Here is a 24,300-nt window from a genome sequence, read left to right on the forward strand (position 1 = left end):
GTCGATGCAACACCCGACCGGAGTTCGATAACCCGCCCACCGGCGGGTTTTTCGTTTCTGCGCTCCGGCCACGTCGCGTGCGGATGTTCAATCCGCGACACCTCCCCGCGACACCGTATTCATGCCGATGTGCGACCATCCCTGAATGAGCAAGAAGACCCCGAGCCGCGGGAAATCAGGCGCCAAGTCCGCATCGCGCAAGAACGCCCCGAAACAGGCGGCCCGCCCCGGAACATCCGGCGGCGCGCCCGGCAAGGGCAAGCCCGCCGCCAAGCGCCCCGGTTGGATGCCCGAACCGCCGCCGGCCCCGCAGCGCGCCGGACGCGGCCCCGCTCGCGGCTCCACGTTCCATGACCCCCACGCCGAGCGCGAGGCCGCACGTTACGAGCAGCCCATCGCCAGCCGCGAAGTCATCCTGCAACTGCTCGCGCAGGCCGACGGCCCGATGTCGGCCGATGACCTGGCGCAGCGCCTGGGCCTGACCGAACCCGACCGTTTCGACGCGCTCGGCAAGCGCCTGGGCGCGATGGTGCGCGACGGCCAGATCCTGCGGAACCGCCTCGGCGAATTCCTGCCGGCGCAGCAGCTCGACCTGCTGCCGGGCGTGGTGATCGCCAATCCCGACGGCTTCGGCTTCCTGCGCCTGGAAGCCGGCGGCGACGACCTGTTCCTGCCGCCTATGGAAATGCGCAAGGCGATGCACGGCGATCGAGTGCTTGCGCGCGTCACCGGCGTGGACCGGCGCGGGCGCCGCGAGGGCGCGATCCTGCGCGTGCTCGAACGCCGCCTCAACCGCCTGATCGGCCGCTTCTGCCTGGAAGCCGGCATCAGCTACGTCGTGCCCGACGACCGCCGCATCCAACGCAACGTGCAAGTGCCGACCGACCAGCGCCTGGGCGCGCAGAACGGCCAGTTGGTGGTGGTGGAACTGATCGAGTCGCCGGACGAGCACGGCCCGCAGCGCACGCCGATCGGCCGCGTGCTGGCGGTGCTGGGCGACCGGCTGACCGCGTCGCTCGCGGTGCAGGCGGCGATCCACGGCCACGAGATTCCGCATGAATTCCCGCAAGCGGTGCTGGACGAAGCCTCCGACGTGCCGCTGACCGTGTCGGAAGAGGTCGCCGCGCAGCGCGTGGACCTGCGCAAACTGCCGCTGGTCACCATCGACGGCGAGGACGCGAAGGACTTCGACGACGCGGTGTACTGCGAGCCGAACAAGAACGGCTTCCGCCTGGTTGTCGCCATCGCCGACGTCTCTCATTACGTCCGCCCCGGAACGCCGCTGGACGATGAAGCGCAGAAGCGCGCCACGTCCGTCTACTTCCCCGGCTTCGTCGTGCCGATGCTGCCGGAGACGCTGTCCAACGGCATCTGCTCGCTCAATCCGAAGGTGGATCGCCTGTGCTTCGTCTGCGACATGCAGATCGACCGCGAAGGCGAAGTCACCCAGTCGAAGTTCTTCGAGGCGGTGATGAACTCGCACGCGCGCCTCACCTATACGCAGGTGTGGAACGCGGTCGGCGACGTGCCGGAAGACGCCAAGGCCGAGGCTGTCGCGCAGATCGATTCGCTGCTGCCCAACGTCGAGCGCCTGCACCAGCTCTACCAGATCCTGTCGAAGGCGCGCGAGCGCCGCGGCGCGATCGAATTCGAGTCCAGCGAAGTGCGCTTCGTGCTTGGCCCGAAGGGCGAGGTCGTGCAGGCCGGCATGCTCCAGCGCAACGACGCGCACAAGCTGATCGAGGAATGCATGATCGCGGCGAACGTGGAGGCGGCGAAGTACCTGCTCGCCAGCCACGTGCCGTCGCCGTTCCGCATCCACGAGCGTCCGCCGGAGCAGAAGTACGCCGACCTGCAGGAGTTCCTCAAGGAATTCAAGCTGCGCATGCCGCCGTGGGGTCGCGTGGAACCGCGCGATTTCACCGCGCTGCTGAAGAAGATCCGCGAGCGTCCCGATGCGGCGCTGATCGAATCGGTGCTGTTGCGCAGCCAGTCGCTGGCGGTGTACGCGCCGGACAACGTCGGCCACTTCGGCCTGGCGCTGGAGGCGTACACGCACTTCACCTCGCCGATCCGCCGCTATCCCGATCTGCTGGTGCACCGCGCGATCAAGTACGCGCTCACCGGCGGTCGGCCGGAGAAGTACCGCTACTCGCCCAGCGAGATGGCCGCGCTGACGCTGCAATGCTCCGAACGCGAGCGCCGCGCTGACGAGGCCGAGCGCGAGGTCGACGAGCGCTACCGCGCCGCGTGGATGGAGCAGCACGTCGGCGGCGAGTTCGAGGGCGTGATCAGCGGCGTGACCAGCTTCGGCCTGTTCGTCGAACTGGACGAGTCCAAGGTCAACGGCCTGGTGCACGTGACCCAGCTTCCGCACGACTACTACCACTTCGATCCGATCCGAAAGACCCTGGCCGGCGAGCGTTCCGGGCGCGAGTTCCGCCTCGGCGACCGCGTCCGCATCGTGGTGATGAAGGCCAGCGTGGAGGAGCGGAAGATCGATTTCCGCCTGGTCGAGGAGCGTGGCGTGAAGTCGCTTCCCCCGCGCGGGCAGCCGGCGAAGCGGGTGAAGCAGAAGTACTGAGATCCGGCGGATAGGCCATGCTTTTCAGCTGTCATCCCCGCGCCGGCGGGGATCCAGCTGCGACAGGCTCCACGCCTTCCGGAGAGCGGACCGGCACGGACAGTTGGATCCCCGCCTTCGCGGGGATGACAGCCTGGGCAGGGGTTCCCGCGGGACCACGAGCTTCGGACGCATTCGCAAGCCGTTTCCACCGACGCAGCCCCAAAAATCACTGGACCTGCGCCCGCGCGCGCCGGACGATACCCACTTTCTTGGCGCCCACCCGCCCAACGCAACTGGAAACACGATGAGCCAGAAACAATGGATCGCCGGCATCAACGCCGTGTCGGCGGCCCTCGAACACGACGCCGAGCATGTGCGCGAGGTGCTGATCGAGGCCGGCGCGAAGAATCCGCGCATCACCGAAATCGAGACCAACGCGCGCCGTCTGGACATCGACGTGCGCCGCGTCGCCACGCAGGCGCTCGATGGTGTCGTGGGCAACCTGCGCCACCAGGGCGTGGTCGCGCGTTATGCCGCGGCCAAGACCTGGAACGAGAACGAGCTGGAAGGCCTGATCGAAGCGGCCGAAGGCCGCGCGCTGCTGCTGGTCCTGGACGGCGTGCAGGACCCGCACAACCTCGGCGCCTGCCTGCGCAGCGCGGCGGCGGCGGGCGTGACGGCGGTGATCATTCCCAAGGACAAGTCGGTGCAGGTCAACGCGACCGTGCGCAAGACCTCCGCCGGCGCCGCCGACAGCGTCGCCGTCATTCCGGTGACCAACCTCTCGCGCACCATGCGCGACCTGCAGAAGCTCGGCGTGTGGCTGTACGGCCTGGCGGGCGAGGCGGACACCTCGCTGTACGCGCTGGACCTGAAGGGCAATGTCGGCCTGGTCCTGGGCGGCGAGGCCGATGGCCTGCGTCGCCTCACGCGCGAGAACTGCGATCAGCTCGTGCGCATCCCCATGCCCGGCGCCGGTGGTGCGGGCGTGGAAAGCCTGAACGTCTCCGTGGCCGCCGGCGTGACGCTGTTCGAAGCGGTGCGCCAGAGGGCTTGAGTGTGGGCACACGGGGCCGATAACGCCTGCGTCTGAAGACGGATCGGGATCGCGGATGGGGGCAACGCAGATTCGGGGAAAGCATCGCGCTTGGGCGCGATGGCTTGCCGCGTTCGCGTGCTGGCTCCCGGCGGTGGCGATGGCCGTCTCCGGCCCGCCGCCGCTGCACGACTACGTCATCGACGCGTGGAGTTCGCGCAACGGCCTGCCGCACAACTCCTTGCGCGACATCGCCCAGACGCCCGAAGGCCACCTGTGGTTCGCCACCTGGGAAGGCGCGGCGCGCTACAACGGCATCGACTTCACCGTAATCGCGCGCGGCACCACGCCGGGCTTGCGCGACAACGGCGTGGGCTCACTCTATGTCGATCCCGCCGGCCGCCTGTGGCTCAGCGATTCGCGCGGCAACCTGGGCCGGCAGCAGCCCGACGGCCAGTGGCGATTCTGGGACCGCAGCGCCGACTGGCCGCAGGCGCTCATCCACGACATGGCGATGGACAGCCACGGGCGCCTGTGGCTGCTGTTCGAGAACCACGGGCTGGGCCGGCTCGACCCGGACGATCGCTTCACCTACGTCGCGCCGCCGCCCGGGATTCCGCTGCCGGCAAGTTTCCCGCGCATGGCCATCGACGGCGACGACCGCATCTGGGTCGGCACGATGGATGGCCTGGCGATCCGCGAGCCCGATGGCCGCTGGCATCGCGCGCCGCCACGCTGGAACCTGCCGGCGGGCCTGGTCTGGCCGTATCGCGCGGCGGACGGCTCGCTGTGGCTCGCGGCCGACGAACGCATCTATCGCATCGTCAAGGGCGAGGCCGTGGCCTTCCGCGATGTGCCAGGCGTCGGCCACTTCACCGCGATGCTGCGCGATCGCAACGGCGATCTCTGGCTCGGCACCGAGAACCACGGGTTGCTTCGCATCGGCGCGTACGGCATCGAGCGACTGCCGGCCGGCGACACGCTTCCCAACGGCCGCATCGCCAGCTTGTTGGAGGACGCTGAAGGCAGCGTCTGGGTCGGCGCGAACGGCGGGCTGTTCCGCCTGCGCGAAACGTTGTTCAGCGCGCTCACGCGCAAGGACGGCATTTCCGGCGACTACGTCCGCGCGGTGCTCGAAGACCGCGACGGCACGCTCTGGGTCGGCGGGGGCGGCGGGCTCGACCACGTCGGCGCCGACGGCCGCATCCGCGCCATCGACGTGCGGAGCGAAAGCGGCGATGCCCTGTCGGTGCTGAGCATCGCCCAGGATTCCACCGGCGAACTGTGGGTGGGCACCTTCGCCGACGGCGTGTTCCGCCTGCGCGACGGCCGGCCGGCACAGCGTTATTCGCAGGACGAAGGCATGCCCAGCGGCCATGTCCGCGCGATCGTGGTGGACCGCGACGGAACCGTCTGGGCCGGCACGCGGCGTGGCCTGGTGACGCTGGACGGGCAGGGCGCGCATGCGCCATCGGCGCCGGGATTGCCGCAGGGCCTGATCACCGCGCTGGCGAGTATCGACGGCGCGCTGTGGATCGGCTCGGTCGAAGGCGCGCATGTGATGCGCGATGGACGCGTCCGCCGCCTGGACGTGAACGGGATGGGCGGTGCGCGTTCGGTGTTCGGTTTCCAGGCGGTGGGCAAGGACGTGTGGATCTCCACCGATCGCGGCCTGTATCGCTACCGCGACGGCGCACTCGCGCGCGTCGGTCTGGAGCAGGGACTTCCGGTGGACGCCGTGTTCCAGCTCGTGCCCGATCGCGTGGGCAATGCGTGGGTGACGAGCAATCGCGGCGTGTTGCGCATCCGGTTGGAGGCGCTCGACGCGACTGCCGACGGCCGCACGATCGCGTTGCCGAGCGAGCGCTTTACCGAAACCGACGGCATGCCCAGTGCGCAGGCCAACGGCAGTTCCGCGCCTTCGGCGATCCTGCGTCGCGACGGCAGCCTCTGGCTGGCGACGTCGGCCGGCGTCGCCGCGGTGGATCCGGCGCGCATGCAGCGTTACCTGGATCGCAAACCGCCGCCGACGGTGATCGAACGCGTCCAGCTGGACGGTCGCGATATCCCTTTCACCACCGGCGTCGCATTGCCGGGCGGCAAGCGCATCAGCGTGTCGTACGTGGGGCTCAGCTACCTGACGTCGGATCGCATCGTGTATCGCACGCGTCTGCTGGGCCTGGATCCGCGGTGGATCGAACGCGACCGCCAGCGCAACGTCGAATTCATCGGCCTGCCGCCAGGCGACTACGTGCTGGAGGTCGCCGCGGCGCATCCGGGCGGGCCGTGGACCACGCAGACCGCCAGCTGGGCCTTCACCGTGGAGCCGCTGTGGTGGCAGCGCCATGAGCTGCGCGCCGCGCTGGCCCTGGTGCTGCTGATCACGCTCTGGGTGTTCTATCGCTACCTGCTGCACCGCTACCGCACCAAGAACCTGCGCCTGGCGCGGCTGGTCAACGAGCGCACGCGTGACCTGCAGGCGCAGGCCGAACGGTTGATCGCCGTGGACCGCGAGCGCGCCGAGTTGCTCGAACGCGTGCGCGAGCAGGCCGTCGCCTACGAGCGACAGGCGCGCGAGGACGTGCTCACCGGCCTGCCCAATCGCCGGCGCTTCGACGAGGTGCTCAAGCGCGACATGGCGGTGGCGCAGCGCGCCGGCCATCCGCTGTGCCTGGCGCTGGTCGACCTGGACCACTTCAAGCGCATCAACGACACGCACTCGCACGCCGTCGGCGACGCGGTGCTGCGCGAAGCGGCGAGGGTGCTGGCCGCCGGCAGCCGCACCGCCGACCTGCTCGCGCGCCTGGGTGGCGAGGAGTTCGCGCTGCTGCTGCCGGACACGACGATGGACGATGCCCTCTCGATCTGCGAGCGGATGCAGGAGACGTTCCGCGAGCACGGCGAATGGGTGGGCGTGCCGGGCCTGCACGTCACCTTCAGCGTCGGCATCGCGGAGTGCCGCACCGACGACACGCCCGCGCGCCTGCTCGAACGCGCGGACGCTGCGATGTACCGCGCCAAGAAGCAGGGCCGCAACGTGATCTGCGTGGACGAGAATCCGCCGGGTCAGCGTCTGTAGAGGTTGCCTTTACGCGCGTGTGGAATAATCGCCGCGCTCAGGAAGCGGGGACGGCCCCGCCTCTCCATCTCGCCCGGGGACGGCCCCACACGACTGGAGACGTTCCCATGCCCTGGATCATCCTCGTTCTCGCCGGCCTGTTCGAAGTGGGTTGGGCGATCGGCCTGAAGTACACCGACGGTTTCACCAGGCTCTGGCCCACGGTCGGCACGGTGGCCGCCATGGCGATCAGCCTGGGGCTGCTCGGCATCGCCATGAAGTCGCTGCCGGTGGGCACCGCGTACGCGATCTGGGTCGGCGTTGGCGCCGTCGGCACCGTGATCCTGGGCATCGTGCTGTTCCACGAGCCGGTGAACGCGCTGCGCATGGTCAGCGTTGGGTTGATCATCGCGGGGCTGATCGGGTTGAAGCTGGCCTCGCCGTGAAGTTTTTCCCTTCTCCCCTTGCGGGAGAAGGTGCCCCGAAGGGGCGGAAGAGGGGGCGCGCGCAGCGCGTGCCTTCAATGGCCCAACCCCTCTCCCTGGCTCGCTTCGCGAGCCTGTCCCTCTCCCGCAAGGGGAGAGGGACTCAGTACGCGTCTCGTTGAGCGAGTCGTCTAGAACGCCCGACTGATCGTGAAACTGCCAAATACCGGCGTCTCGCGCTGGCCGTCGAACTCGCGCGTGCCGTGGTAGCGCGCCAGCGCCAGCTTCCATCGGTTGAGCATCACCGCCACGCCGTAGCCCACGTTGGCCACGGCGTGGCGTTTGTCCACGCTGTGGCTGTCGCGAAAGGTGTTGCCGTCCAGCGTGATGTCCCACAGCACCCAGCGCGTGTCCATGGTCAGGAACAGGTGCGCGCCGGGCGTGTACTGGCTCTGCGGCTGGCGCGTGGGCGCGGTGTTCTCGCCGGCCGGGCGCAGCGGCGTGCTGCCGAAATCGTCGGGCAGGTTCTTGCCGAAGCGGAACTCGGCGCCGGCGTTGGCGTAGGTGGCGAGGTTGCCGAAGCTGCCGCCGTAATGCGCGATCGTGTCCCAACCCCATCCGCGCGCACCGTCGCTGGAGGAGAAGCGCAGCATGCGCTCGTGGACGATGCGGAACACAGGCTCGTTCTCCAACTGGTTGTCCCAGCCGCGGAACTTCTCGCTGTCGGTGATCTGGTGCACGGCGTCCTGCGCTTCCTTGCCCAGCGCGGCCGGACCGACGATGCCGAACTGCAGCTGCGTCGTGCGCAGGCGGTCGCCTTCGCGCGCGTTGTAGCCCAGCCCGACCAGCAGCGCCGCGGCGTAGGGGCGGTCGTCCTCGATGAGGTCGCTGCGCGTGAAATCGGTGGGCGTGAAGATGCCCTGCGAGAACGTGGCGATCATGTTCTGCTGCTCGAAGGTTTCCGGCTGCAGCGCATTGAGATGGCGGTTCACCCAGCGCGCCAGGCGCGGGATGCAGGGATCGTCGGTGTAGTCGCGCAGGTTCGGCGAGACCAGCGTGAGCTGCACGCCGTTGCTGTAGCCCTGGTCCTGGCCGCCGAGCAGGTCGTTGTCCACGCGCAGGTTGACGATGGGCGGCAGGCGCGTGCGGCCGTTGGTGCATTCTTCGCGGCCGTGCGCGTGGGCGCCGCCGGCCCAGCCGCAGGCAATGACGGCCGGCAGCAGCCATCCAAGACGGTTCATCGGGTGTGTGTTCCGGATACGGTCGACGCCCGACACGGCCGGTCGGCCGCGACGGGGCATCGGTGTGGGGGCGCAAAGGATCGCATCGCGCCTGCACGGCGGCGATGCAACGCCTGCGACGGAGCATTCCAGCAGCGATTCTTTAAAACGGTTTTAAGGCCCGGGCACAGGCGTCCGTGTCCGCATGCGCGTGCGCCGTGCGCTCGGGTCGGGGATTGTCGGCAACGGCCTCATCCGACGGAAGCGCCGGTCACGGCGACATCGCGTTGCCCGCCGCGAATCAATGCCCGAAGGCGGACGAACTCGTGACCGTTACGGGCCCGTGCGTGGCTGCACGATGCGCGCCGGATTGCCGGCCACGGTCGCGCCCGCGGGTACGTCGCGCGTGACCACGCTGCCCGCGCCGATCAGTGCGTCATCGCCCACGCTCACGCCCGGCAGCAGGATTGCGCCGCCGCCGATCCACACGTTGCGGCCGATGCGTACGGGGCGGCCGAACTCCCAGCCCTGCGCGCGCTGCGCCGGATCGCGCGGATGATCGGCCGTGTAGATCTGCACGGCCGGACCGATCTGCGTGCCATCGCCGATCTCCACGCGCACCACGTCGAGGATCACGCAGTTGAAATTGAGGAACACGCCGCGCCCGAGGTGCAGGTTGAAGCCGTAGTCGCAATGGAAGGGCGGGCGGATCTCGCTGCCGGCCCCGACCGCGCCAAGGCGCTCCACCAACAGCGCATGCCGTTGCGCCGGCGCGAGGCCCAGCGCGGCGTTGTAGCGCACCATCCACTCGCGCGCGTCGGCTTGTGCGGCCTGGATCTGCGCGTCGTCGGCGCGATAGAGCTCGCCGGCGAGCATGCGCTGCATCGGCGATTGGGTATCGCTCACGGCGTGGCCACCACGGCCGGAATCGGCGAAGGCCACGCGTTGACGATCCGGCAGAACAGCTGCGCGGTGCGCTCGGTGTCGTACACGGCCGAATGCGCTTCCTCGCCGTTCCACTCCAGCCCCGCGGCCTGCACGGCGCGCGCCAGCACGGTCTGCCCGTAGGCAACGCCGGCCAGGGTCACCGTGTCGAACACGCTGAAAGGATGGAAGGGATTGCGCTTGTGGCCGCTGCGCGTCACCGCGGCGTTGAGGAAGTTCAGATCGAAATGCGCGTTGTGGCCGACCAGGATCGCGCGCTGGCAGCCGTGCTTCTTCAACGCCGCGCGCACCGGCGCGAACACCGATTCCAGCGCCACGCGCTCGGTCTTCGCATCGCGGAAGGGGTGGTCGATGTCGATGCCGGTGATTTCCAGCGACTTGGGATCGATGTCGGTGCCGGGCGCCGGCACGACATGGCTGCTGGTGATCTCGCCGACGAACAGCAGGCCGTTCTCGTCGATGTCGATCGGCGCGACGGCGATTTCCAGCAGCGCGTGGCGGTTCCAGTCGAAACCGCCGGTTTCCACATCCACCACCACCGGCAGGAAGCCGCGGAAACGTGTGGCGAGGCGGGAAGGCGGGGTGGGAGCGTCGGCGTTGGGCATGGTGAAAGGGTAGCAGACGGTGGAATTTCGCCCGATGGATGCGTGTGCAATTCGCCACATCGAGCCGCCAAGCGTTACAGGTCGTGTCACCGCTGGTCATACCGTCATCCCGGCGCAGGCCGGGACCCAGGCTCGCGACGTCGCAGCAGTCGGCGGCTGCTTTCCGGATGGCGTGACAGCCTGGGTCCCGGCCTGCGCCGGGATGACGGTATGACCAGCGGCCAGACGACGCGCACTCAGCGCGGCTGCGTCCCCAGAATCACGCCGGCACCCTGCATCTGCGCCAGCAGCGCGGCGCCTTGTTCGACGAAGGCGTCGATGTCCGTCTGCGCCGCTTCCACCGCGAGCGCTTCCAGTTGCGCCCGTCCGCTCAGCGTGGGCATCTGCTCCAGCCGCTGCAGCAGGCGGAAGGCGAGGGGACTGAGTTGCGAGAACCGCACTTCGCCGTCGGCGTCGCGTCGAACCAGCAGCAGTGTCGGCTCCGGCGGCGGGGTGTCGGGACGATGATCCGGTCCGATGCGGTGCACGGGCCACGCGTAGGCCAGCGGCCACGCCAGCGGCGAGAGTACCGGCACCTCATCGAGCAGAACTTGCTCCGGGCTTGCGGAGTCGCCAAGCGGATCGTGCGGCGGCAGCGTGGCATCGCTGATCTGCAACGCCAGCTCGACCCATTCGTAATGCGCCAGCTCGTAGAGGAAAGCAGGCAGCGCGGGATCGCGATCCTCGCGCCCTTCCAGGAAGCGCAGGAACTCGCGCCCCAGTTCCGGGAACAACGGCGTCTGCGCGCGGTGGTCGCGGAAGAAACCGCGCACCAGCGCATGCCAGTCGGCGTCGCCCAGCAGCTGCCGGATCACCGGGAAATTGCCGGCCAGCAGGCTTTCGACGTTGTTGAACACCAGGTCGCGGTAGATCGCCAGGCGCCGGTCCTCCACGCCCTTCGGCGCCGACACGGCCTGCGGGTCGCGCAGATGGCGGGTGAGGGCGAGCTGCTGCGCGCGCAACAGCGGCGGTGCGTCAGGCGCGTGCATGCGAGGCCGGAGTGGGCGCGTGTTCACGCATCACGCTGCGCACGGTGGCCAACTCGTCGAGCAGTTCGGCGTAAGGCGGGATGTTGAAATCGCGCTCCAGCAGCGTGGGGCGCGCACCGAAACGCCGGTAGGCCTCGCCGAGCAACGACCACACCGCATCCTTCACAGGGGCGCCGTGGGTGTCGACCTTGAGGTCGTCGGCTTCGTCGTAATGCCCGGCGACGTGGATGCAGACGATGCGTTCGGCGGGCATCGCCGCCAGGAAAGCATGCGCGTCGTAGCGATGGTTGATCGCATTGACGTAGATGTTGTTGACGTCCAGCAGCAGGTCGCAATCGGCCTCGGTGAGCACCGCATTGATGAAGTCCGCTTCCGCGAGCGCGTGCTGGCCGCTGGCGACGGGCATCGTCGCGTAGTAGGAGACGTTCTCCACCGCGATGCGACGTCCCACGATGTCCTGCGTCTGCCGGATGCGCGCGGCGACGTGGTGCACGGCTTCTTCGGTGAACGGCAGCGGCAGCAGGTCGTAGAGCTGGCCGTCGTCGCTGCAGTAGCTCAGGTGTTCGCTATAGAGCGCGACGTGGTGGCGATCGAGGAAACGCCGCACGCGCGCGAGGAAGGTTTCGTCCAGTGGCGCGAACCCGCCGAGCGACAGCGACAGGCCGTGGCACGAGATCGGATGGCGCGCGCTCAGTTCGTCCAGCGCGTCGCCGAGTTTTCCGCCGACGCCGATCCAGTTCTCCGGCGCGCATTCGAGGAAATCGAAATCCCGTTTTGGATCTGCGCCGGGCGCGGCGTCCCGCAGCGGGCCCAGCAGGGCCCGCCGCAGGCCTAGGCCGACGGCCGTTTCAGGCAGGCGACTCATGCGATCGGTGTGCGAGCGTTACGCCATGCCGCCGCACTTTCCTTCGCCGCACTTGCCTTCCATCTTGTCGCCCTTCTTCGCCTTGAGTTCGTCGGCGCTGAGGAAGCCGTCCTTGTTCGCATCGTGCGTGGCGAACTTGCTGGTGTCGCCGTTGTGGGCGGCGCCGAATTCGGCCTGGGAGACCTTGCCGTCCTTGTCGGTGTCCATCTTCTCGACGCCGCATTTGCCTTCACCGGCCTTCGCGCCTTCGCCGGCGCTAAGCATGTAGCCGGATGCGAGGTCGGTCATGGCGAACGCCGATCCGGACAGGGCGAGACCACCGGCCAGGGCGGCGCCGGCGACGAGAACGACGGTCTTGCTGGTCTTGCTGGTCTTGCTGGACATGGTGATGACTCCTGCGTGCGATGCGGGTGGACCCGCGGAAGGTGGCCCGGGAAGGGGCCGGGGAACGATGACAGGGCCTTGGCTAGCGCGCGGTGAACAGTGCGTGTTGATGCGGCGCAGCATGCACCGTAAGCGTTTTCCACACCGCGCGGCGGGGAAGCTGCGACTGTGCGCAATCGGGCGCGCTGGCGCATAGGCCATCAGTCGTGGGGGGCGTGCGTTGGAAGGGTGGAGTTCAGGCGTTGGCGCGGGCAGGGGCGTGTCGTGCGGTTGACGTGCCGTGCCGCTCGGTGCGCTTTGTCGCGCTGTGACGTGCCCTGGTGCGCTGTGCGCTGACGGGATGCATGCTTCAGCACGACCCCTTCAGATCCGTCATCCCGGCGAAGGCCGGGATCCAGGCTGTCATGCCATCCGATACTTCACGTCATTCCAGCGGAAGCTGGAATCCATTTTGTTGTTGCTTCTCACGGGCAACGGGGAAAGCGTGAAACGTCCCTGGATTCCCGCTTTCGCGGGAATGACGTTGAGGTGGTTCACGCTGGAGGGAGTGCCCATGCGCTCCGAGCCTGGGTCCCGGCCTTCGCCGGGATGACGGCTTCGGAGACGCTTTCCCGAATCCCGAATCCCGAATCCCGAATCCCGAATCCCGATTCCCGATTCCCGATTCCCGGCAGCTCAGGGCGCGGCCGTCGTGCTGCTCTCGTCGCGCTTCTCGCGCGGCGGCAGGGCTTCCTCGCCGCGCACGAGGAACCACACGTTCTCGGCGATGTTGGTGGCGTGGTCGCCGATGCGCTCGATGTTCTTGGCCATGAACAACAGGTGTGTGCACGGCGTGATGCTGCGCGCGTCCTCCATCATGTAGGTGAGCAGTTCGCGGAACAGCGCGGTGTAGGCCACGTCCAGTTCGGCGTCGCGGGCGCGCACGCGCTGGGCGAGTTCGACGTTGTTGTCGCGGTAGGCCACCAGAACGTCGCGCACCTGCTGAACCGCCAGCGTGCCGATCGCGTGCAGCCCGCTCACGTGCGGCAGCGGCGGCGACAGGTTCAGCGCGAGCGAGCGCTTGGCGACATTGGCCGCGTAGTCGCCCACGCGTTCGATGTCGGAGGCGATGCGGATCGCGGCGAGGATCTCGCGCAGGTCGCGCGCCATCGGCCCGCGCAGGGCGAGCTTCATGACGTCGTGGCTGACTTCCTGCTCCAGCGCGTCGATCGCCTCGTCGTTGGCGATGATGCGCTCGGCGGCCCTGTCGTCGCGGCGCTGGACCACGTCCAGCGCGGACTCCAGCTGCGAAGCGGCCATTTCACCCATGCGCAGGGTCTCGTTGAGCAGGCGGCGCTGCTCGTCGTCGTAGCTCTTGACGATGTGGTCGTGCATGTGGGTGCTCATGTGTGTGGTGTCCGTCTTTGGCCTGGAAAGGCACTTCTGCCATCCATGGCGAAACTCATTCGGCTTCGGGTCGCCCGGCCCGGCCATCCATGGCCGGTCGTTCGGCGGGCCGCGCGGCGATGCCGCGCAAACGGCCCGCCTAACCCGCGCAAGCGGCCTGCCTCACCCAAACCGCCCGGTGATGTAATCCTCGGTCTGCTGCTTGCTCGGATTCGAGAAGATCGTTTCCGTAGCGGCGTGTTCGATCAGGTCGCCCAGGTACATGAAGGCCGTGAAGTCCGACACGCGCGCGGCCTGCTGCATGTTGTGGGTGACGATGACGATCGTGTAGTCCTTCTTCAGCTCTTCGACCAGTTGCTCGATGCGGCTGGTGGAGATCGGATCCAGCGCGGAGGTCGGCTCGTCCAGCAGCAGCACGTCCGGGCGCAGTGCGACGGCGCGCGCGATGCACAACCGCTGCTGCTGGCCGCCCGACAGGCCCAGCGCGCTCTGGCCGAGCTTGTCCTTCACCTCGTCCCACAGCGCGCCCTGGCGCAGCGCGTGTTCGACGCGCGAGTCCATCTCCGACTTGGAGAGCTTCTCGTGGTGGCGGATGCCGTAGGCGACGTTCTCGTAGATCGTCATCGGGAACGGCACGGGCTTCTGGAACACCATGCCGACCTTGCTGCGCAGCCGGTTCATCGGATAGCGCGGATCGAGGATGTTCTCGCCGTCCAGCAGCACCTCGCCGCGCGCTTCCAGCTTCGGATACAGCGCGTAGATGCGGTTGAAGATGCGCAGCAGCGTGGACTTGCCGCAACCCGACGGCCCGATCAGCGCGGTCACGCGCTTTTCCGGGATCTCCAGTTGGATGTCCTTCAACGCGTGGAACTTGTCGTAGTAGAAGTTCAGTCCGCGCGCGGCGAGCTTCACGGGCGATGCCGCGGCGGCGGCGCGCTCGGGGGTGGCGAGGGCGATGCGGGCGTCGTTCATGGCCGGAGTCCGGGCAAGGTTCGGGTTCGAAAGGTCAGTCATGGCTGATCCGATTGCGCAGCACGATGGCGCGGGCCACCAGGCTGATGAGAAGGACGAAGACGGTCAGCACCAGCGCGCCGGCCCAGGCCAGCACCTGCCACGACTCGTAGGGACTGCCGGCGAACTGGTTCATCACCACCGGCACCGAAGCCATCGGTTGCAGCACGTTGGCGCTCCAGTACTGGTTGCCGAAGGCGGTGAACAGCAGCGGCGCGGTTTCGCCGGAGATGCGCGCCAGCGCGAGCAGCACGCCGGTCACGATGCCCGCCGAAGCGCTGCGATAAAGCACCTGCACGATCACCTTCCACTGCGGCACGCCCAGCGACAGCGCGGCCTCGCGCATTTGCGAGGGCACCAGGCGCAGCATCTCGTCGGTGGTGCGCACCACCACCGGCAGCACGATGAAGGCCAGCGAGATCGCGCCGGCCAGCGCGGAGAAGTTGCCGCCGGTCTGCATCACCACCAGCGTGTAGACGAACAGGCCCAGCACGATCGACGGCGCCGACAGCAGGATGTCGTTGACGAAGCGCACCACCGTGCCGAACTTGCGCGCATGACCGTACTCGGCCAGCCACGTGCCGGCGGCGATGCCCAGCGGCGTGCCGATCAGGATGGCGATCACGCACATCACGGCGCTGCCGAAGAAGGCGTTCATCAGGCCGCCTTCCTGCATCGGCGGCGGCGTGTTCTGGGTGAACAGCGCCCAGTTGACGCCACCGATGCCCTTGGAAATCAGCGTCCACAGGATCCAGCCCAGGAAGAACAGGCCGAACAGCGCGGCGGCGCAGGCAAGCACCAGGGAGACGGCGTTGACGATCCTGCGACGACGATACAGCGCGTCGGCGACCTTGAATTCCTGCGCGGTTTTCGCGGCGATGGCCATGTCAGTTGCCCTCCTTGCGCGACAGCTTCATCAGCATCAGGCGTGCGATCGCCAGCACCACGAAGGTGACGATGAACAACACGAAGCCCAGCAGCAGCAGCGCGGAGCGGTAGGTTTCGGTCGCCTCGCCGAAGTCGTTGGCGATGAGCGCGGCGATGGTCGTGCCCGGCTCGAGCAGGGACGCGGAGAAGTTCACGCTGTTGCCGATCACGAAGGCCACCGCCATCGTCTCGCCGAGCGCGCGGCCCAGGCCGAGGAAGATGCCGCCGATCACCGCCGAGCGCGTGTACGGCAGCACGATGTCCCAGCTTACTTCCCACTTGGTGGAGCCCAGCGCATAGGCCGATTCCTTCAGGCGCGTGGGCACGGTGAGGAAGACTTCGCGCATCACCGAGGAGATGAACGGGATCACCATGATCGCCAGCACGATGCCGGCGGTGAGCATGCCGATGCCCAGCGGCGGGCCCTGGAACAGCGCGCCGATCACCGGCAGGCTGCCGATGTGGTCGTTGAGCCACGGCGTGACGTATTCGGTCATCACCGGCACCAGCACGAACAGGCCCCACATGCCGTAGATGATCGAGGGAATGCCGGCGAGCAGTTCGATCGCCGTGCCGATCGGGCCGCGCGCCCAGCGCGGCGCCACTTCGGTGAGGAAGAAGGCGATGCCGAAGCTCACGGGCACCGCGATCAGCATGGCGATCAGCGCGGTGACGATGGTGCCGTAGATCGGCACGAGCGCGCCGTACTGGTCTTCCACCGGGTTCCACTGCGCGGTGATGAAGAAGTCCAGGCCTTCGGTCGCCAGCACGTGGCGGCCGCCCCACAGCATCGACAGCGCCGCGCTGGCGAGCGCGACCAGCACGAAGATCACCGTGCCGGTGAGGACATAGCGGAACAGCTTGTCGTTGCGCGCGTCCTTGTGGTCGCGCGATTTGGGAAGCTGCGCAGCAGGAAGGGTGGTGGTGTTCATCCGGTGGGCTTCTTGTGGCCTGTTCCGAGGTTTTCGTCATGCCCGCGAAAGCGGGAGGCCATGGACGTACTGGTCGTATCGCGGGGAGAGAGGGAGGGCGATCCGGTTCGTGCGTTCATGGTTCTCCGCGTTCGCGGGATGACGTGGTGCTTCGTGCGTCTTGCGTGGTGCGGGACGTGATGCGCTTGCGCTTGCTTCGTGACGGGTGTCTGCGCTTGATCTTTTGCCGTCATTCCCGCGAAGGCGGGGTCCTTTGGGCCGCCGCAGGGCGGCTCTATCCAACTGTCAGGTTCGTCACTCTCTACGGAAGGCGGAATGGGATCTGCGAGTTGGATCCCCGCCTTCGCGGGGATGACGAATTGGCAAAGCCGCTCGCGCTGAGCGCGAGCGGGCCAATTCGTCACTTGAACTCCGCCGCCCAATACGCCTCGACCTGCTGCACCAGCGCCGGCGGCAGCGGGACGTAGTCCAGTGCCTGCGCCTGCTGCTGGCCGTTCTCGAAGGCCCACTTGAAGAACGCGCGCGTGTCCGCGGCGCGCTTGGCGTCCTTGGGCTGCTTGTGCATCAGGATGAAGTTGGTGGCGGTGATCGGCCATGCGTTCGCATCGGCCGCATTGGTGATCACCAGGTTGAAGTCCTTCGCGTTCGCCCAGTCGGCGCCTGCGGCGGCGGCCTGGAAGCTTTCCGCGCTCGGCTGCACCCAGTTGCCGGCGGCGTTCTGCAGCGAGGCGTAGGCCATCTTGTTCTGCAGCGCGTAGGCCAGTTCGACGTAACCGATCGAACCCTTGATCTGCTTCACGTAGGACGCGACGCCTTCGTTGCCCTTGCCGCCCACGCCGCCCGGCCACTGCACGGACGTGCCTTCGCCGACCTTCGCCTTCCAGTCCGGCGAGACCTTGGACAGGTAGTTGGTGAAGTTGAACGTCGTGCCCGAACCGTCGGAGCGGTGCACGATGTTGATCTTCGTCGCCGGCAGCGCCACGCCCGGATTCGCCGCGGCGATGGCCGCGTCGTTCCACATCGTGACCTTGCCCGCGAAGATGTCCGCCAGCAGCGGGCCGGTGAGGCGCAGCTTGCCGGCTTCGATGCCTTCGACATTGATCACCGGCACCACGCCGCCGATGGCCGACGGGAACTGGCCCAGGCCGGCGGTTGCGAGTTCATCGGACGGCAGCGGCTTGTCGGAGGAACCGAAGTCCACCGTGCCGGCCTTGATCTGGGCGATGCCGCCGCCGGAACCGATCGACTGGTAGTTGACCTTGGCGCCGGTGGCCTTGTTGTAGTCGTCCGACCACTTGGAGATCAGCGGGTAGATGAAGGTCGCGCCGGCGCCGGTGATCTGCGCGGCGACCTGGTCGCCGGCCGGTGCGCCCGCAGCGGGCGCGCCCGTGTCGGCGGCCGTGGCCTGCGGGTTGGCGTTGTCGCCGGCGGGCTTGCAGGCCGCGACGGTGAGGGCGATGGCGAAAGCGAGGGCGGCAATACGGGCCGACGACGGGTTCATGCGCAGCTCCAAGGGGAAGGATTCCGGCTCGCGGGCCGGGCTGCGCCATTTGATGATCTTTTTGTTACAGCCCAATGACATCTGACCGTCACATTTCTGTAGTGATGGCCGGAAGCGCGTCTTTGCCCCCTCCCCAGCGTGCGGTTTGCTCCCGCCCCTGCTTGCAGGGGAGGGCTGGGGAGGGGGGCGAAGCCGTGTAACGGCGAGGTTTGCCGGACCGCTCGGCGCTGGCGCGCCTCACACCCCCTCCCAACCCTCCCCCTGCAAGCAGGGGGAGGGGCAAAGAGCGCGGCGCGAGGGATTTCGTCTGGTGCGCCAGGCTCCAGCCAGGACACCGGAGGGAAAAAACAAAGAAGGCGGGCACAAGGCCCGCCTTCCGGTGACGCCTGAATCCGCGAGCGGATCAGTAGTTCATGTTCGTCGACCAATACGTCTCGATCTGCTTCACCAGCGCGTCCGGCAGCGGGACGTAGTCCAGCGCCTTGGCCTGCGTGTCGCCGTTGGCGTAGACCCAGCGGAAGAATTCCTTGGCGTTCTTGGCGCCGGCGGCGTTCTTGGGCTGCTTGTACATCAGGATGAAGTTGGTGGCGGTGATCGGCCAGGAGTTCGCGCCCGGCGCATTCGTCATCACCAGGTAGAAGTCCTTCGCGTTGCCCCACTCGGCGCTGGCGGCAGCGGCCTGGAAGGACTCGTCCGACGGCAGCACGAAGTTGCCAGCGGCGTTCTTCAGGCGCGAGTAGGCCATCTTGTTCTGCAGCGCGTAGGACAGCTCGACGTAACCGATGCCGCCGACGATCTGCTTCACGTACGCGGCGACGCCCTCGTTGCCCTTGCCGCCGATGCCCACCGGCCACTTCACGGCGGTGCCTTCACCGACCTTCGACTTCCAGTCCGGCGACACCTTCGACAGGTAGTTGACGAAGTTGAAGGTGGTGCCCGAGCCGTCCGAACGGTGCACGACGGTGATCTTGCGGTCCGGCAGCTGCACGCCGCCGTTGAGCGCGGCGATCGCCGGGTCGTTCCACTTGGTGATCTTGCCCAGGAAGATATTGGCCAGCGTTTCGCCGTCCAGCTTCAGGGCGCCGGAGGCGATGCCCGGCACGTTGACGACCGGCACCACGCCGCCGATGACCGACGGGAACTGCGCCAAGCCGAACTGCGCCAGCTCTTCGGGCTTCATCGGCGCGTCGGAGGAACCGAAGTCGACCGTCGCGGCCTTGATCTGGGCGATGCCGCCGCCGGAACCGATCGACTGGTAGTTCACCTTCTTGCCGGCGGCCTTGTTGTAGTCGGCCGACCACTTCGACATGACCGGGTACACGAACGACGCGCCGGCGCCGGTGACGTCGGCGGCCTGCGCGGTGATCGCGAAGGTACCGGCGACCGCAATCGCGGCGAGGCGGAACTGGATGGACTTGAACACAGAGCTCTCCTGGAGTGGACGACGGGCCTGACCCGTACGACGCGCATTTGACGACGGTTGCATGACAGCGCCGGGACCGGTGTGTGACAGCGGTGTTACGGCGCGATCCCATCGACGTTCCCCCTCTCCCGCGCGCGGGAGACGGGCTTCGCGAGATCGATTGCAAAAAAAGGGCGCGGCCGAAGGACCGCGCCCGGAGGGGAGGAAACAAAAAGAGAGAGAAGACTTTCGTAGCCCGGGTAAGCGCAACGCACCCGGGACATTGCATGGGTGAAGCAACCCGGGTGCGGCCTTCGGCCTTACCCGGGCAACGTGCTGGATCGCTTACCAGTAGAACTGCATGCGCGCTTCGAAGATGTTCGGGTTGTCGTCGACCTTGCGGTTGACGAGCACGTTCTGGTTGGCCGGATTGACCAGGCCGGTGGCCGGGGTGCGGGCCATGAACTTCGAGCTGTCGACCATCACGTAGTTCAGCATGAACTTGAAGTTCGAACGCCAGTACCAGTTCACGCCGACCGTCCAGGTGTCCATCTCGCCACCCAGGACGCCGTCGACGGCCGCCGCTGCGGTCGGCGAGGTCGGCGCGATGACGATGCCGTCGTCCAGGTCGATCGAGTCGTAACGCGCGCCGACCTGCCACATGCCGCTGGCGGGTTCGTCGGGCAGCGGGGTCGTCGGCACGCCGTCCTTGTAGCCCCAGGTCTCGCCGGTGATGTTCCACAGGCCGCTGACGTACCAGCTGTTGCCGTCGAAGTTGTGCGACTGGCGCGGGTTGCCGTTCGGGTAACGCTCGACCTTGGTCTGCATGTACTCGCCCTGCACCTTGACCGGGCCGGTGACCCACATGGCCTCGGCCCCGACGGTCTTCTGGCGATCGGTATTGGTCATGTTGCCGGTGTCGACCAGGCGCGTGCCGGACAGGTCGGCGCCCGGACGGGCACGCAGGCGGACGGTGTCCTGGAAGGTGTCGTAATCCACGTACGACAGACCGAGGTGGACGATGCTGCCCTTGTCGTTGATCGGCGCCCAGTTACCGCGCAGGCCGTAGCCCGGGCCGTGCGGCGTCGGAGCCGGGTGCTCGGTCAGCTCGCGGGTGAAGTAGCTGGCGGTGAAGCCCCAGTCGTTGGTGCCGTAGCGGTACTGGCCGCCCAGGCGACGGGCCACGCCGAAGGTGTTGGTGACCAGCGCCTTGGCGATGAAGTCGTTGTTCTTGGTCGAGGACAGCTCTTCCAGGCTGTTGGGCTGCTTGAACTGGCCCAGCTGGAAGAAGTGGTTGGAATCGCCGCGGATCTTGTACTTGGCGTTGACGTCCAGCCACTTGTCGGCCTTGGCGTCGTAGCCGACGACCCACTCGAAGTTGCCCGGGCCCTTGCCCTTGAGCACCAGCTCGGCGCGGCGCAGCTCGTTGTCGCTGTCGCGACCGTCGAGGGTGTCGCCACCGACGTTGAGGTCGGCGAAGTCGCTGTCGAAGTAGTTGTAGTCGGCCTGGACGAGGCCTTCGAAGGAGACTTCGGAGTTGCCGATCACGTCGAGCGCGATTTCGGCATGCGCGGCGGGCGCGACGAGAGCGGCGAGCAGCGCGACGGACAGGGTGCTGCGGGAGAGTTTCATGGACGTTAGCCCTTGGGGCGATGAGAAGACGCTGCGCAGGCTAGGTCGTGAAGGTTGCGTAAATGTGACAACGCTGACTTATTTCGCTGCGATGACGCGCGCATGACGAAGCGGCCGATGGGCGGTGAGGTGTTGGGGGCGGGGTTAGGCACTTGTGGCCTGGGCAAGCGAAGCGCACCCGGGATGGACGCACCTGTAGCTCGCCGCGCCCCGGGTGCGCTTCGCTTACCCGGGCTACGACGGCTGTCATCTCGAAGACACCGTCATCCCGGCGAAGGCCTGTCCTGAGCTTGTCGAAGGGCCGGGGTCCGGGCTGTCACCCTATCCGCCTCATCACGTCATTCCAGCGAAAGCTGGAATCCATTTGGACTTTCGCGCAGGTCAAGAACACCCGTGCGGCCGCGCATCGCAAGGTTTGGAGTTGCCACTGCGTTGCCCCTCACCCCAACCCCTCTCCCGGTGGGAGAGGGGCTTGAAGGCGTCAACCCAGAACCGGCTCCGGCTCCCCCGGCGTCTTGTCCGGGTAGCGGCAGATGTCGCGGATCACGCAATGCGGGCAGTCGGGCTTGCGCGCCTTGCACACGTAGCGGCCGTGCAGGATGAGCCAGTGATGGGCGTCGTGCAGGTATTCGGGCGGGACGACCTTGAGCAGCCCGTCTTCGACCGCGCGCACGGTCTTGCCTGGCGCCAGCCCGGTCCGGTTCGCGACGCGGAAGATGTGCGTGTCCACCGCCATCGTCGGTTCGCCGAAGGCGGTGTTGAGCACGACGTTCGCCGTCTTGCGTCCCACGCCGGGCAGGGCTTCTAGTGCGTCGCGATTGCGCGGCACTTCACCGCCGTGGTGTTCAATCAACTGCTGCGCCATCGCCACCACGTTGGCCGCCTTGGTGTTGTAGAGGCCGATGGTGGAGATGTACGGCTTGAGTCCTTCCACGCCCAGCTTCGCGATGGCCTGCGGCGTGTTCGCCACGGGGAACAGCTTGCGCGTGGCCTTGTTGACGCCCACGTCGGTGGCCTGCGCGGACAACGTCACCGCCACGAGCAGTTCATAGGGCGTGGTGAATTCCAGTTCGGTCTCGGGCTTGGGGTTGAGCTGCTTCAACCGCGCGAACAGGGTGTGGATCTGCTCGGCGGACAGGCGGCTCGTGCGCCGCGCGCGCTTGGCGGCGGGCTTCTTCTTCGTGGCAGCGGGCGTCATGGCTTGTGGCGTTGCGCGGCCTTCTCGCGCGCACGCGCGAGCGCGGCGGCGGCGGCCGAGGGCAGGGCGGGTTTGGGCGCGCTGGGCGTCGCTTCGCTGGAGGGCACGACGCTGCGCTTGAGCGCGCGTTCGCGTGCGATGCGTTCCAGTCGTGCGTTGCGGGTGCGGTAGCGTTCGCGCGCGGCCAGTGCGCTGGAGCGTGCATCGCGTGCGGCGTGCAGCACCGCGCGGCAATCGTCGCTGCATGACGTGCATTGCAGATCGCGATCGAGCAGGCCGGCCTCGATCGCGCGATCCACATCGTCCACGCGCAAGGCCGCATTGATCGCATGCACCGCGGCGCCGCGCGGATCGCGGCAACCGCATGCGCATTCGCCGGGCGCGTGCTGCATCACTGGCCGCTGAAGGACGGCTTGCGGCGCTCCAGGAACGCACCGGTGCCTTCGCGCATGTCCTGCGTGGAGAACATCAGGCCGAACTGCGCGGTCTCGTATTCCAGGCCTTCCTCGATGCCGCACTCGCCGCCGACGTTGACGCAGTCCAGGATGCCGCGCAGCGCCAGCGGCGCTGCGTTCGCCAGTTGCTCGGCGAGCTTCATCGTCTCCGCTTCCAGTTCCGCCGCCGGCACGACGCGATTGACGATGCCGAGCTCGCGCGCACGCGCCGCGTCGATCGGCGCGCCGACCAGGCACAGTTCCAGCGCGGCGGCGCGACCGGCCAGGCGCAGCAGGCGCTGGGTGCCGCCGAAGCCCGGGATCAGGCCGAGGTTGATCTCCGGCTGACCGACCTTGGCCGTGTCGGCGGCGATGCGCAGGTGGCAGCCCATCGCCAGTTCCAGCCCGCCGCCCAGGGCGAAGCCGTTGATCATGCCGACCACCGGCTTGGGCATCTTTTCGATTCCGCGCATGAGCTTCTGCCCGCGCAGGGAAAAGTCGCGTCCCTGGACCGGTGTCAGGCCGTTCATCTCGGCGATGTCCGCGCCGGCCACGAACGCCTTCGCCCCGGCGCCGGTCAGGACCACGCAACGCACGGCCGGGTCGGCCGCAGCGGCCTCGAAGGCCGCCAGGAGGGCGTCCAGCGTGGCCGCGTTCAGCGCGTTCAGCTTGTCGGGACGGTTCACGGTGACCACGCGGACGGCACCGCGGTCGGCGATCAGGACGGGCGATTCGGACATGGGAAGGCGGTCTTGGAGGGGTGGAAGAGGGCGGGGGCTGCCGTCTGCCGGGGCGCGGAACTTCGGCCCCGGAACCGCTGTCAGAGCGGTTCGGCGTCAGTGGCGATTAAGCACGGGCGCCGGTATCCTAGCGCGTCCATCCGGGTCCATTCGACCGGTGCGGGCCTTATCACTAAGGAGCGGTAGTCCCGCCCCGAGCCATCACGGAGATTCCATCGAATGAAGTTGCGTTTGATCGCTGCCGCTGTCGCGGCCCTGGCACTGACCGCCGGCAACGCCGTCGCGCAGGACACCTCGAGCGAGAAGGGCAAGCTGAGCTACGCGCTCGGTTACGACCTGGGTCGCAACGCCATCGAGAGCGGTGAACAGGTCGATGTGAACACCATCGTCAAGGGTCTGCAGGACGGCTACGCCAAGAAGCAGCCGTCGGTGCCGGTCGACCAGCTGCGCACTGCGGTGCAGAACATGCAGCAGCGCCAGCAGGCCAAGGCCAAGGCGGAGTGGGACAAGGCCGCCTCGACCAACAAGGCCAAGAGCGATCAGTTCATCGCCGCCAACAAGGCCAAGGCCGGCGTGAAGGCGCTGCCGAGCGGCGTGCAGTACCGCGAGATCGAGAAGGGCACCGGCGCCAAGCCGACCCAGGCCAGCACCGTGCAGTTGGAAGTCGCCGGTCCCTACGCGTGGGGCGAGCGTCCGGCGCAGGCGCGTCCGGCGCAGCAGATCCCGTCGATCAAGGTGAGCGACATCGAAATGGCCGCCATGCGCGAAGCGCTGCTGCAGATGCCGGCCGGCTCGAAGTGGGAAATCACCCTGCCGTCCGACAAGGCCTACGGCGCCGATCCGCGCACGCCGTTCCCGCCGAACGTGGCCGTGCAGTTCGAAGTGAAGCTGGTCAGCGTCAAGTGACGTTTCGGCCTGCTCGCGCAGAGCGCGAGCGGGCTTGCCGAAGCGTCGTTACGGCGAAAGCCGTGATCCAGGCCCACAACGCCTGAAGCAACACCACCG

21 protein-coding genes are annotated in these 24,300 nt (G+C 67.7%); 5 read left to right on the forward strand and 16 right to left on the reverse strand.

Annotated features, from left to right (window positions below):
* The first annotated feature begins 145 nt into the window (after positions 1 to 145).
* The 4 genes from rnr to sugE all read left to right on the forward strand — a co-directional run bounded on the left by rnr (position 146) and on the right by sugE (position 7,106).
* Positions 146 to 2,584 (forward strand): ribonuclease R, encoded by a 2,439-nt coding sequence (gene rnr, locus AAFF32_RS10530; RefSeq protein WP_216958737.1) that lies wholly within the window; start codon positions 146 to 148, stop codon positions 2,582 to 2,584.
* Between the two features lie 286 nt (positions 2,585 to 2,870).
* Positions 2,871 to 3,623, forward strand: coding sequence for a 23S rRNA (guanosine(2251)-2'-O)-methyltransferase RlmB (gene rlmB / locus AAFF32_RS10535; protein ID WP_216958735.1), 753 nt, complete (start codon positions 2,871 to 2,873; stop codon positions 3,621 to 3,623).
* Between the two features lie 139 nt (positions 3,624 to 3,762).
* Entirely contained in the window at positions 3,763 to 6,681 is a 2,919-nt protein-coding gene (locus AAFF32_RS10540; RefSeq protein ID WP_342315169.1) for a diguanylate cyclase, read from the forward strand.
* Positions 6,682 to 6,788: 107 nt separating this feature from the next.
* Positions 6,789 to 7,106: a quaternary ammonium compound efflux SMR transporter SugE gene (gene sugE, locus AAFF32_RS10545; RefSeq protein ID WP_216958731.1), complete on the forward strand. Its 318-nt coding sequence runs from the start codon at positions 6,789 to 6,791 to the stop codon at positions 7,104 to 7,106.
* A 170-nt stretch (positions 7,107 to 7,276) separates the two neighbouring features.
* Here sugE and AAFF32_RS10550 read toward each other — a convergent pair whose 3' ends face one another.
* The 16 genes from AAFF32_RS10550 to AAFF32_RS10625 form a co-directional block, all read right to left on the reverse strand.
* Positions 7,277 to 8,326 (reverse strand): lipid A deacylase LpxR family protein, encoded by a 1,050-nt coding sequence (locus AAFF32_RS10550; protein WP_342315170.1) that lies wholly within the window; start codon positions 8,324 to 8,326, stop codon positions 7,277 to 7,279.
* A gap of 312 nt (positions 8,327 to 8,638) precedes the next feature.
* A complete protein-coding gene (locus AAFF32_RS10555; protein ID WP_216961744.1) occupies positions 8,639 to 9,190 on the reverse strand; it encodes a sugar O-acetyltransferase in 552 nt (183 codons plus the stop codon).
* A 17-nt stretch (positions 9,191 to 9,207) separates the two neighbouring features.
* Positions 9,208 to 9,855: a ribonuclease T gene (gene rnt, locus AAFF32_RS10560; protein WP_216958727.1), complete on the reverse strand. Its 648-nt coding sequence runs from the start codon at positions 9,853 to 9,855 to the stop codon at positions 9,208 to 9,210.
* Positions 9,856 to 10,091: 236 nt separating this feature from the next.
* Positions 10,092 to 10,883, reverse strand: coding sequence for a putative DNA-binding domain-containing protein (locus AAFF32_RS10565; protein ID WP_342315171.1), 792 nt, complete (start codon positions 10,881 to 10,883; stop codon positions 10,092 to 10,094).
* On the reverse strand, positions 10,870 to 11,748 hold the full coding sequence (locus tag AAFF32_RS10570; RefSeq protein ID WP_216958721.1) for a DUF692 domain-containing protein: 879 nt from the start codon (positions 11,746 to 11,748) through the stop codon (positions 10,870 to 10,872). The genes AAFF32_RS10565 and AAFF32_RS10570 overlap by 14 nt, the downstream gene beginning before the upstream one ends.
* An 18-nt stretch (positions 11,749 to 11,766) precedes the next feature.
* Positions 11,767 to 12,132 (reverse strand): hypothetical protein, encoded by a 366-nt coding sequence (locus AAFF32_RS10575; RefSeq protein ID WP_342315172.1) that lies wholly within the window; start codon positions 12,130 to 12,132, stop codon positions 11,767 to 11,769.
* A 675-nt stretch (positions 12,133 to 12,807) separates the two neighbouring features.
* Positions 12,808 to 13,518: a phosphate signaling complex protein PhoU gene (phoU, locus tag AAFF32_RS10580; protein ID WP_216958716.1), complete on the reverse strand. Its 711-nt coding sequence runs from the start codon at positions 13,516 to 13,518 to the stop codon at positions 12,808 to 12,810.
* A 162-nt stretch (positions 13,519 to 13,680) separates the two neighbouring features.
* Entirely contained in the window at positions 13,681 to 14,490 is an 810-nt protein-coding gene (gene pstB, locus AAFF32_RS10585) for a phosphate ABC transporter ATP-binding protein PstB (RefSeq protein WP_254200161.1), read from the reverse strand.
* Between the two features lie 34 nt (positions 14,491 to 14,524).
* Positions 14,525 to 15,415: a phosphate ABC transporter permease PstA gene (gene pstA, locus AAFF32_RS10590; RefSeq protein WP_216958709.1), complete on the reverse strand. Its 891-nt coding sequence runs from the start codon at positions 15,413 to 15,415 to the stop codon at positions 14,525 to 14,527.
* Between the two features lies 1 nt (position 15,416).
* Positions 15,417 to 16,388: a phosphate ABC transporter permease subunit PstC gene (gene pstC / locus AAFF32_RS10595; RefSeq protein WP_216958707.1), complete on the reverse strand. Its 972-nt coding sequence runs from the start codon at positions 16,386 to 16,388 to the stop codon at positions 15,417 to 15,419.
* Between the two features lie 400 nt (positions 16,389 to 16,788).
* Positions 16,789 to 17,889 (reverse strand): phosphate ABC transporter substrate-binding protein PstS, encoded by a 1,101-nt coding sequence (gene pstS, locus AAFF32_RS10600; protein WP_216958704.1) that lies wholly within the window; start codon positions 17,887 to 17,889, stop codon positions 16,789 to 16,791.
* A gap of 403 nt (positions 17,890 to 18,292) precedes the next feature.
* A complete protein-coding gene (gene pstS, locus AAFF32_RS10605; protein WP_216958701.1) occupies positions 18,293 to 19,312 on the reverse strand; it encodes a phosphate ABC transporter substrate-binding protein PstS in 1,020 nt (339 codons plus the stop codon).
* Between the two features lie 324 nt (positions 19,313 to 19,636).
* Positions 19,637 to 20,923, reverse strand: coding sequence for an OprO/OprP family phosphate-selective porin (locus tag AAFF32_RS10610; protein ID WP_216958698.1), 1,287 nt, complete (start codon positions 20,921 to 20,923; stop codon positions 19,637 to 19,639).
* Between the two features lie 481 nt (positions 20,924 to 21,404).
* Positions 21,405 to 22,121, reverse strand: coding sequence for an endonuclease III (gene nth / locus AAFF32_RS10615; RefSeq protein WP_216958695.1), 717 nt, complete (start codon positions 22,119 to 22,121; stop codon positions 21,405 to 21,407).
* Positions 22,118 to 22,513, reverse strand: coding sequence for a hypothetical protein (locus AAFF32_RS10620; RefSeq protein WP_216958692.1), 396 nt, complete (start codon positions 22,511 to 22,513; stop codon positions 22,118 to 22,120). The genes nth and AAFF32_RS10620 overlap by 4 nt, the downstream gene beginning before the upstream one ends.
* On the reverse strand, positions 22,513 to 23,295 hold the full coding sequence (locus AAFF32_RS10625) for an enoyl-CoA hydratase-related protein (protein WP_342315173.1): 783 nt from the start codon (positions 23,293 to 23,295) through the stop codon (positions 22,513 to 22,515). The genes AAFF32_RS10620 and AAFF32_RS10625 overlap by 1 nt, the downstream gene beginning before the upstream one ends.
* Before the next feature lie 219 nt (positions 23,296 to 23,514).
* Between AAFF32_RS10625 and AAFF32_RS10630 the strand changes: the two genes are divergently transcribed.
* Complete coding sequence (locus tag AAFF32_RS10630) at positions 23,515 to 24,201, forward strand: FKBP-type peptidyl-prolyl cis-trans isomerase N-terminal domain-containing protein (protein WP_216958687.1); 687 nt, start codon at positions 23,515 to 23,517, stop codon at positions 24,199 to 24,201.
* Positions 24,202 to 24,300 lie beyond the last annotated feature (99 nt).

This window comes from Lysobacter sp. FW306-1B-D06B (assembly GCF_038446665.1).
In the GTDB taxonomy this organism is placed as follows: domain Bacteria; phylum Pseudomonadota; class Gammaproteobacteria; order Xanthomonadales; family Xanthomonadaceae; genus Lysobacter_J.

Bases quoted from the DNA above. Each gene is read 5' to 3' on its own strand.
- rnr (WP_216958737.1), top strand. From the start codon at position 146: ATGAGCAAGAAGACCCCGAGCCGCGGGAAATCAGGCGCCAAGTCCGCA.
- rlmB (WP_216958735.1), top strand. From the start codon at position 2,871: ATGAGCCAGAAACAATGGATCGCCGGCATCAACGCCGTGTCGGCGGCC.
- AAFF32_RS10540 (WP_342315169.1), top strand. From the start codon at position 3,763: ATGGCCGTCTCCGGCCCGCCGCCGCTGCACGACTACGTCATCGACGCG.
- sugE (WP_216958731.1), top strand. From the start codon at position 6,789: ATGCCCTGGATCATCCTCGTTCTCGCCGGCCTGTTCGAAGTGGGTTGG.
- AAFF32_RS10550 (WP_342315170.1), bottom strand. From the start codon at position 8,326: ATGAACCGTCTTGGATGGCTGCTGCCGGCCGTCATTGCCTGCGGCTGG.
- AAFF32_RS10555 (WP_216961744.1), bottom strand. From the start codon at position 9,190: ATGCAGCGCATGCTCGCCGGCGAGCTCTATCGCGCCGACGACGCGCAG.
- rnt (WP_216958727.1), bottom strand. From the start codon at position 9,855: ATGCCCAACGCCGACGCTCCCACCCCGCCTTCCCGCCTCGCCACACGT.
- AAFF32_RS10565 (WP_342315171.1), bottom strand. From the start codon at position 10,883: ATGCACGCGCCTGACGCACCGCCGCTGTTGCGCGCGCAGCAGCTCGCC.
- AAFF32_RS10570 (WP_216958721.1), bottom strand. From the start codon at position 11,748: ATGAGTCGCCTGCCTGAAACGGCCGTCGGCCTAGGCCTGCGGCGGGCC.
- AAFF32_RS10575 (WP_342315172.1), bottom strand. From the start codon at position 12,132: ATGTCCAGCAAGACCAGCAAGACCAGCAAGACCGTCGTTCTCGTCGCC.
- phoU (WP_216958716.1), bottom strand. From the start codon at position 13,518: ATGAGCACCCACATGCACGACCACATCGTCAAGAGCTACGACGACGAG.
- pstB (WP_254200161.1), bottom strand. From the start codon at position 14,490: ATGAACGACGCCCGCATCGCCCTCGCCACCCCCGAGCGCGCCGCCGCC.
- pstA (WP_216958709.1), bottom strand. From the start codon at position 15,415: ATGGCCATCGCCGCGAAAACCGCGCAGGAATTCAAGGTCGCCGACGCG.
- pstC (WP_216958707.1), bottom strand. From the start codon at position 16,388: ATGAACACCACCACCCTTCCTGCTGCGCAGCTTCCCAAATCGCGCGAC.
- pstS (WP_216958704.1), bottom strand. From the start codon at position 17,889: ATGAACCCGTCGTCGGCCCGTATTGCCGCCCTCGCTTTCGCCATCGCC.
- AAFF32_RS10610 (WP_216958698.1), bottom strand. From the start codon at position 20,923: ATGAAACTCTCCCGCAGCACCCTGTCCGTCGCGCTGCTCGCCGCTCTC.
- nth (WP_216958695.1), bottom strand. From the start codon at position 22,121: ATGACGCCCGCTGCCACGAAGAAGAAGCCCGCCGCCAAGCGCGCGCGG.
- AAFF32_RS10620 (WP_216958692.1), bottom strand. From the start codon at position 22,513: ATGCAGCACGCGCCCGGCGAATGCGCATGCGGTTGCCGCGATCCGCGC.
- AAFF32_RS10625 (WP_342315173.1), bottom strand. From the start codon at position 23,295: ATGTCCGAATCGCCCGTCCTGATCGCCGACCGCGGTGCCGTCCGCGTG.
- AAFF32_RS10630 (WP_216958687.1), top strand. From the start codon at position 23,515: ATGAAGTTGCGTTTGATCGCTGCCGCTGTCGCGGCCCTGGCACTGACC.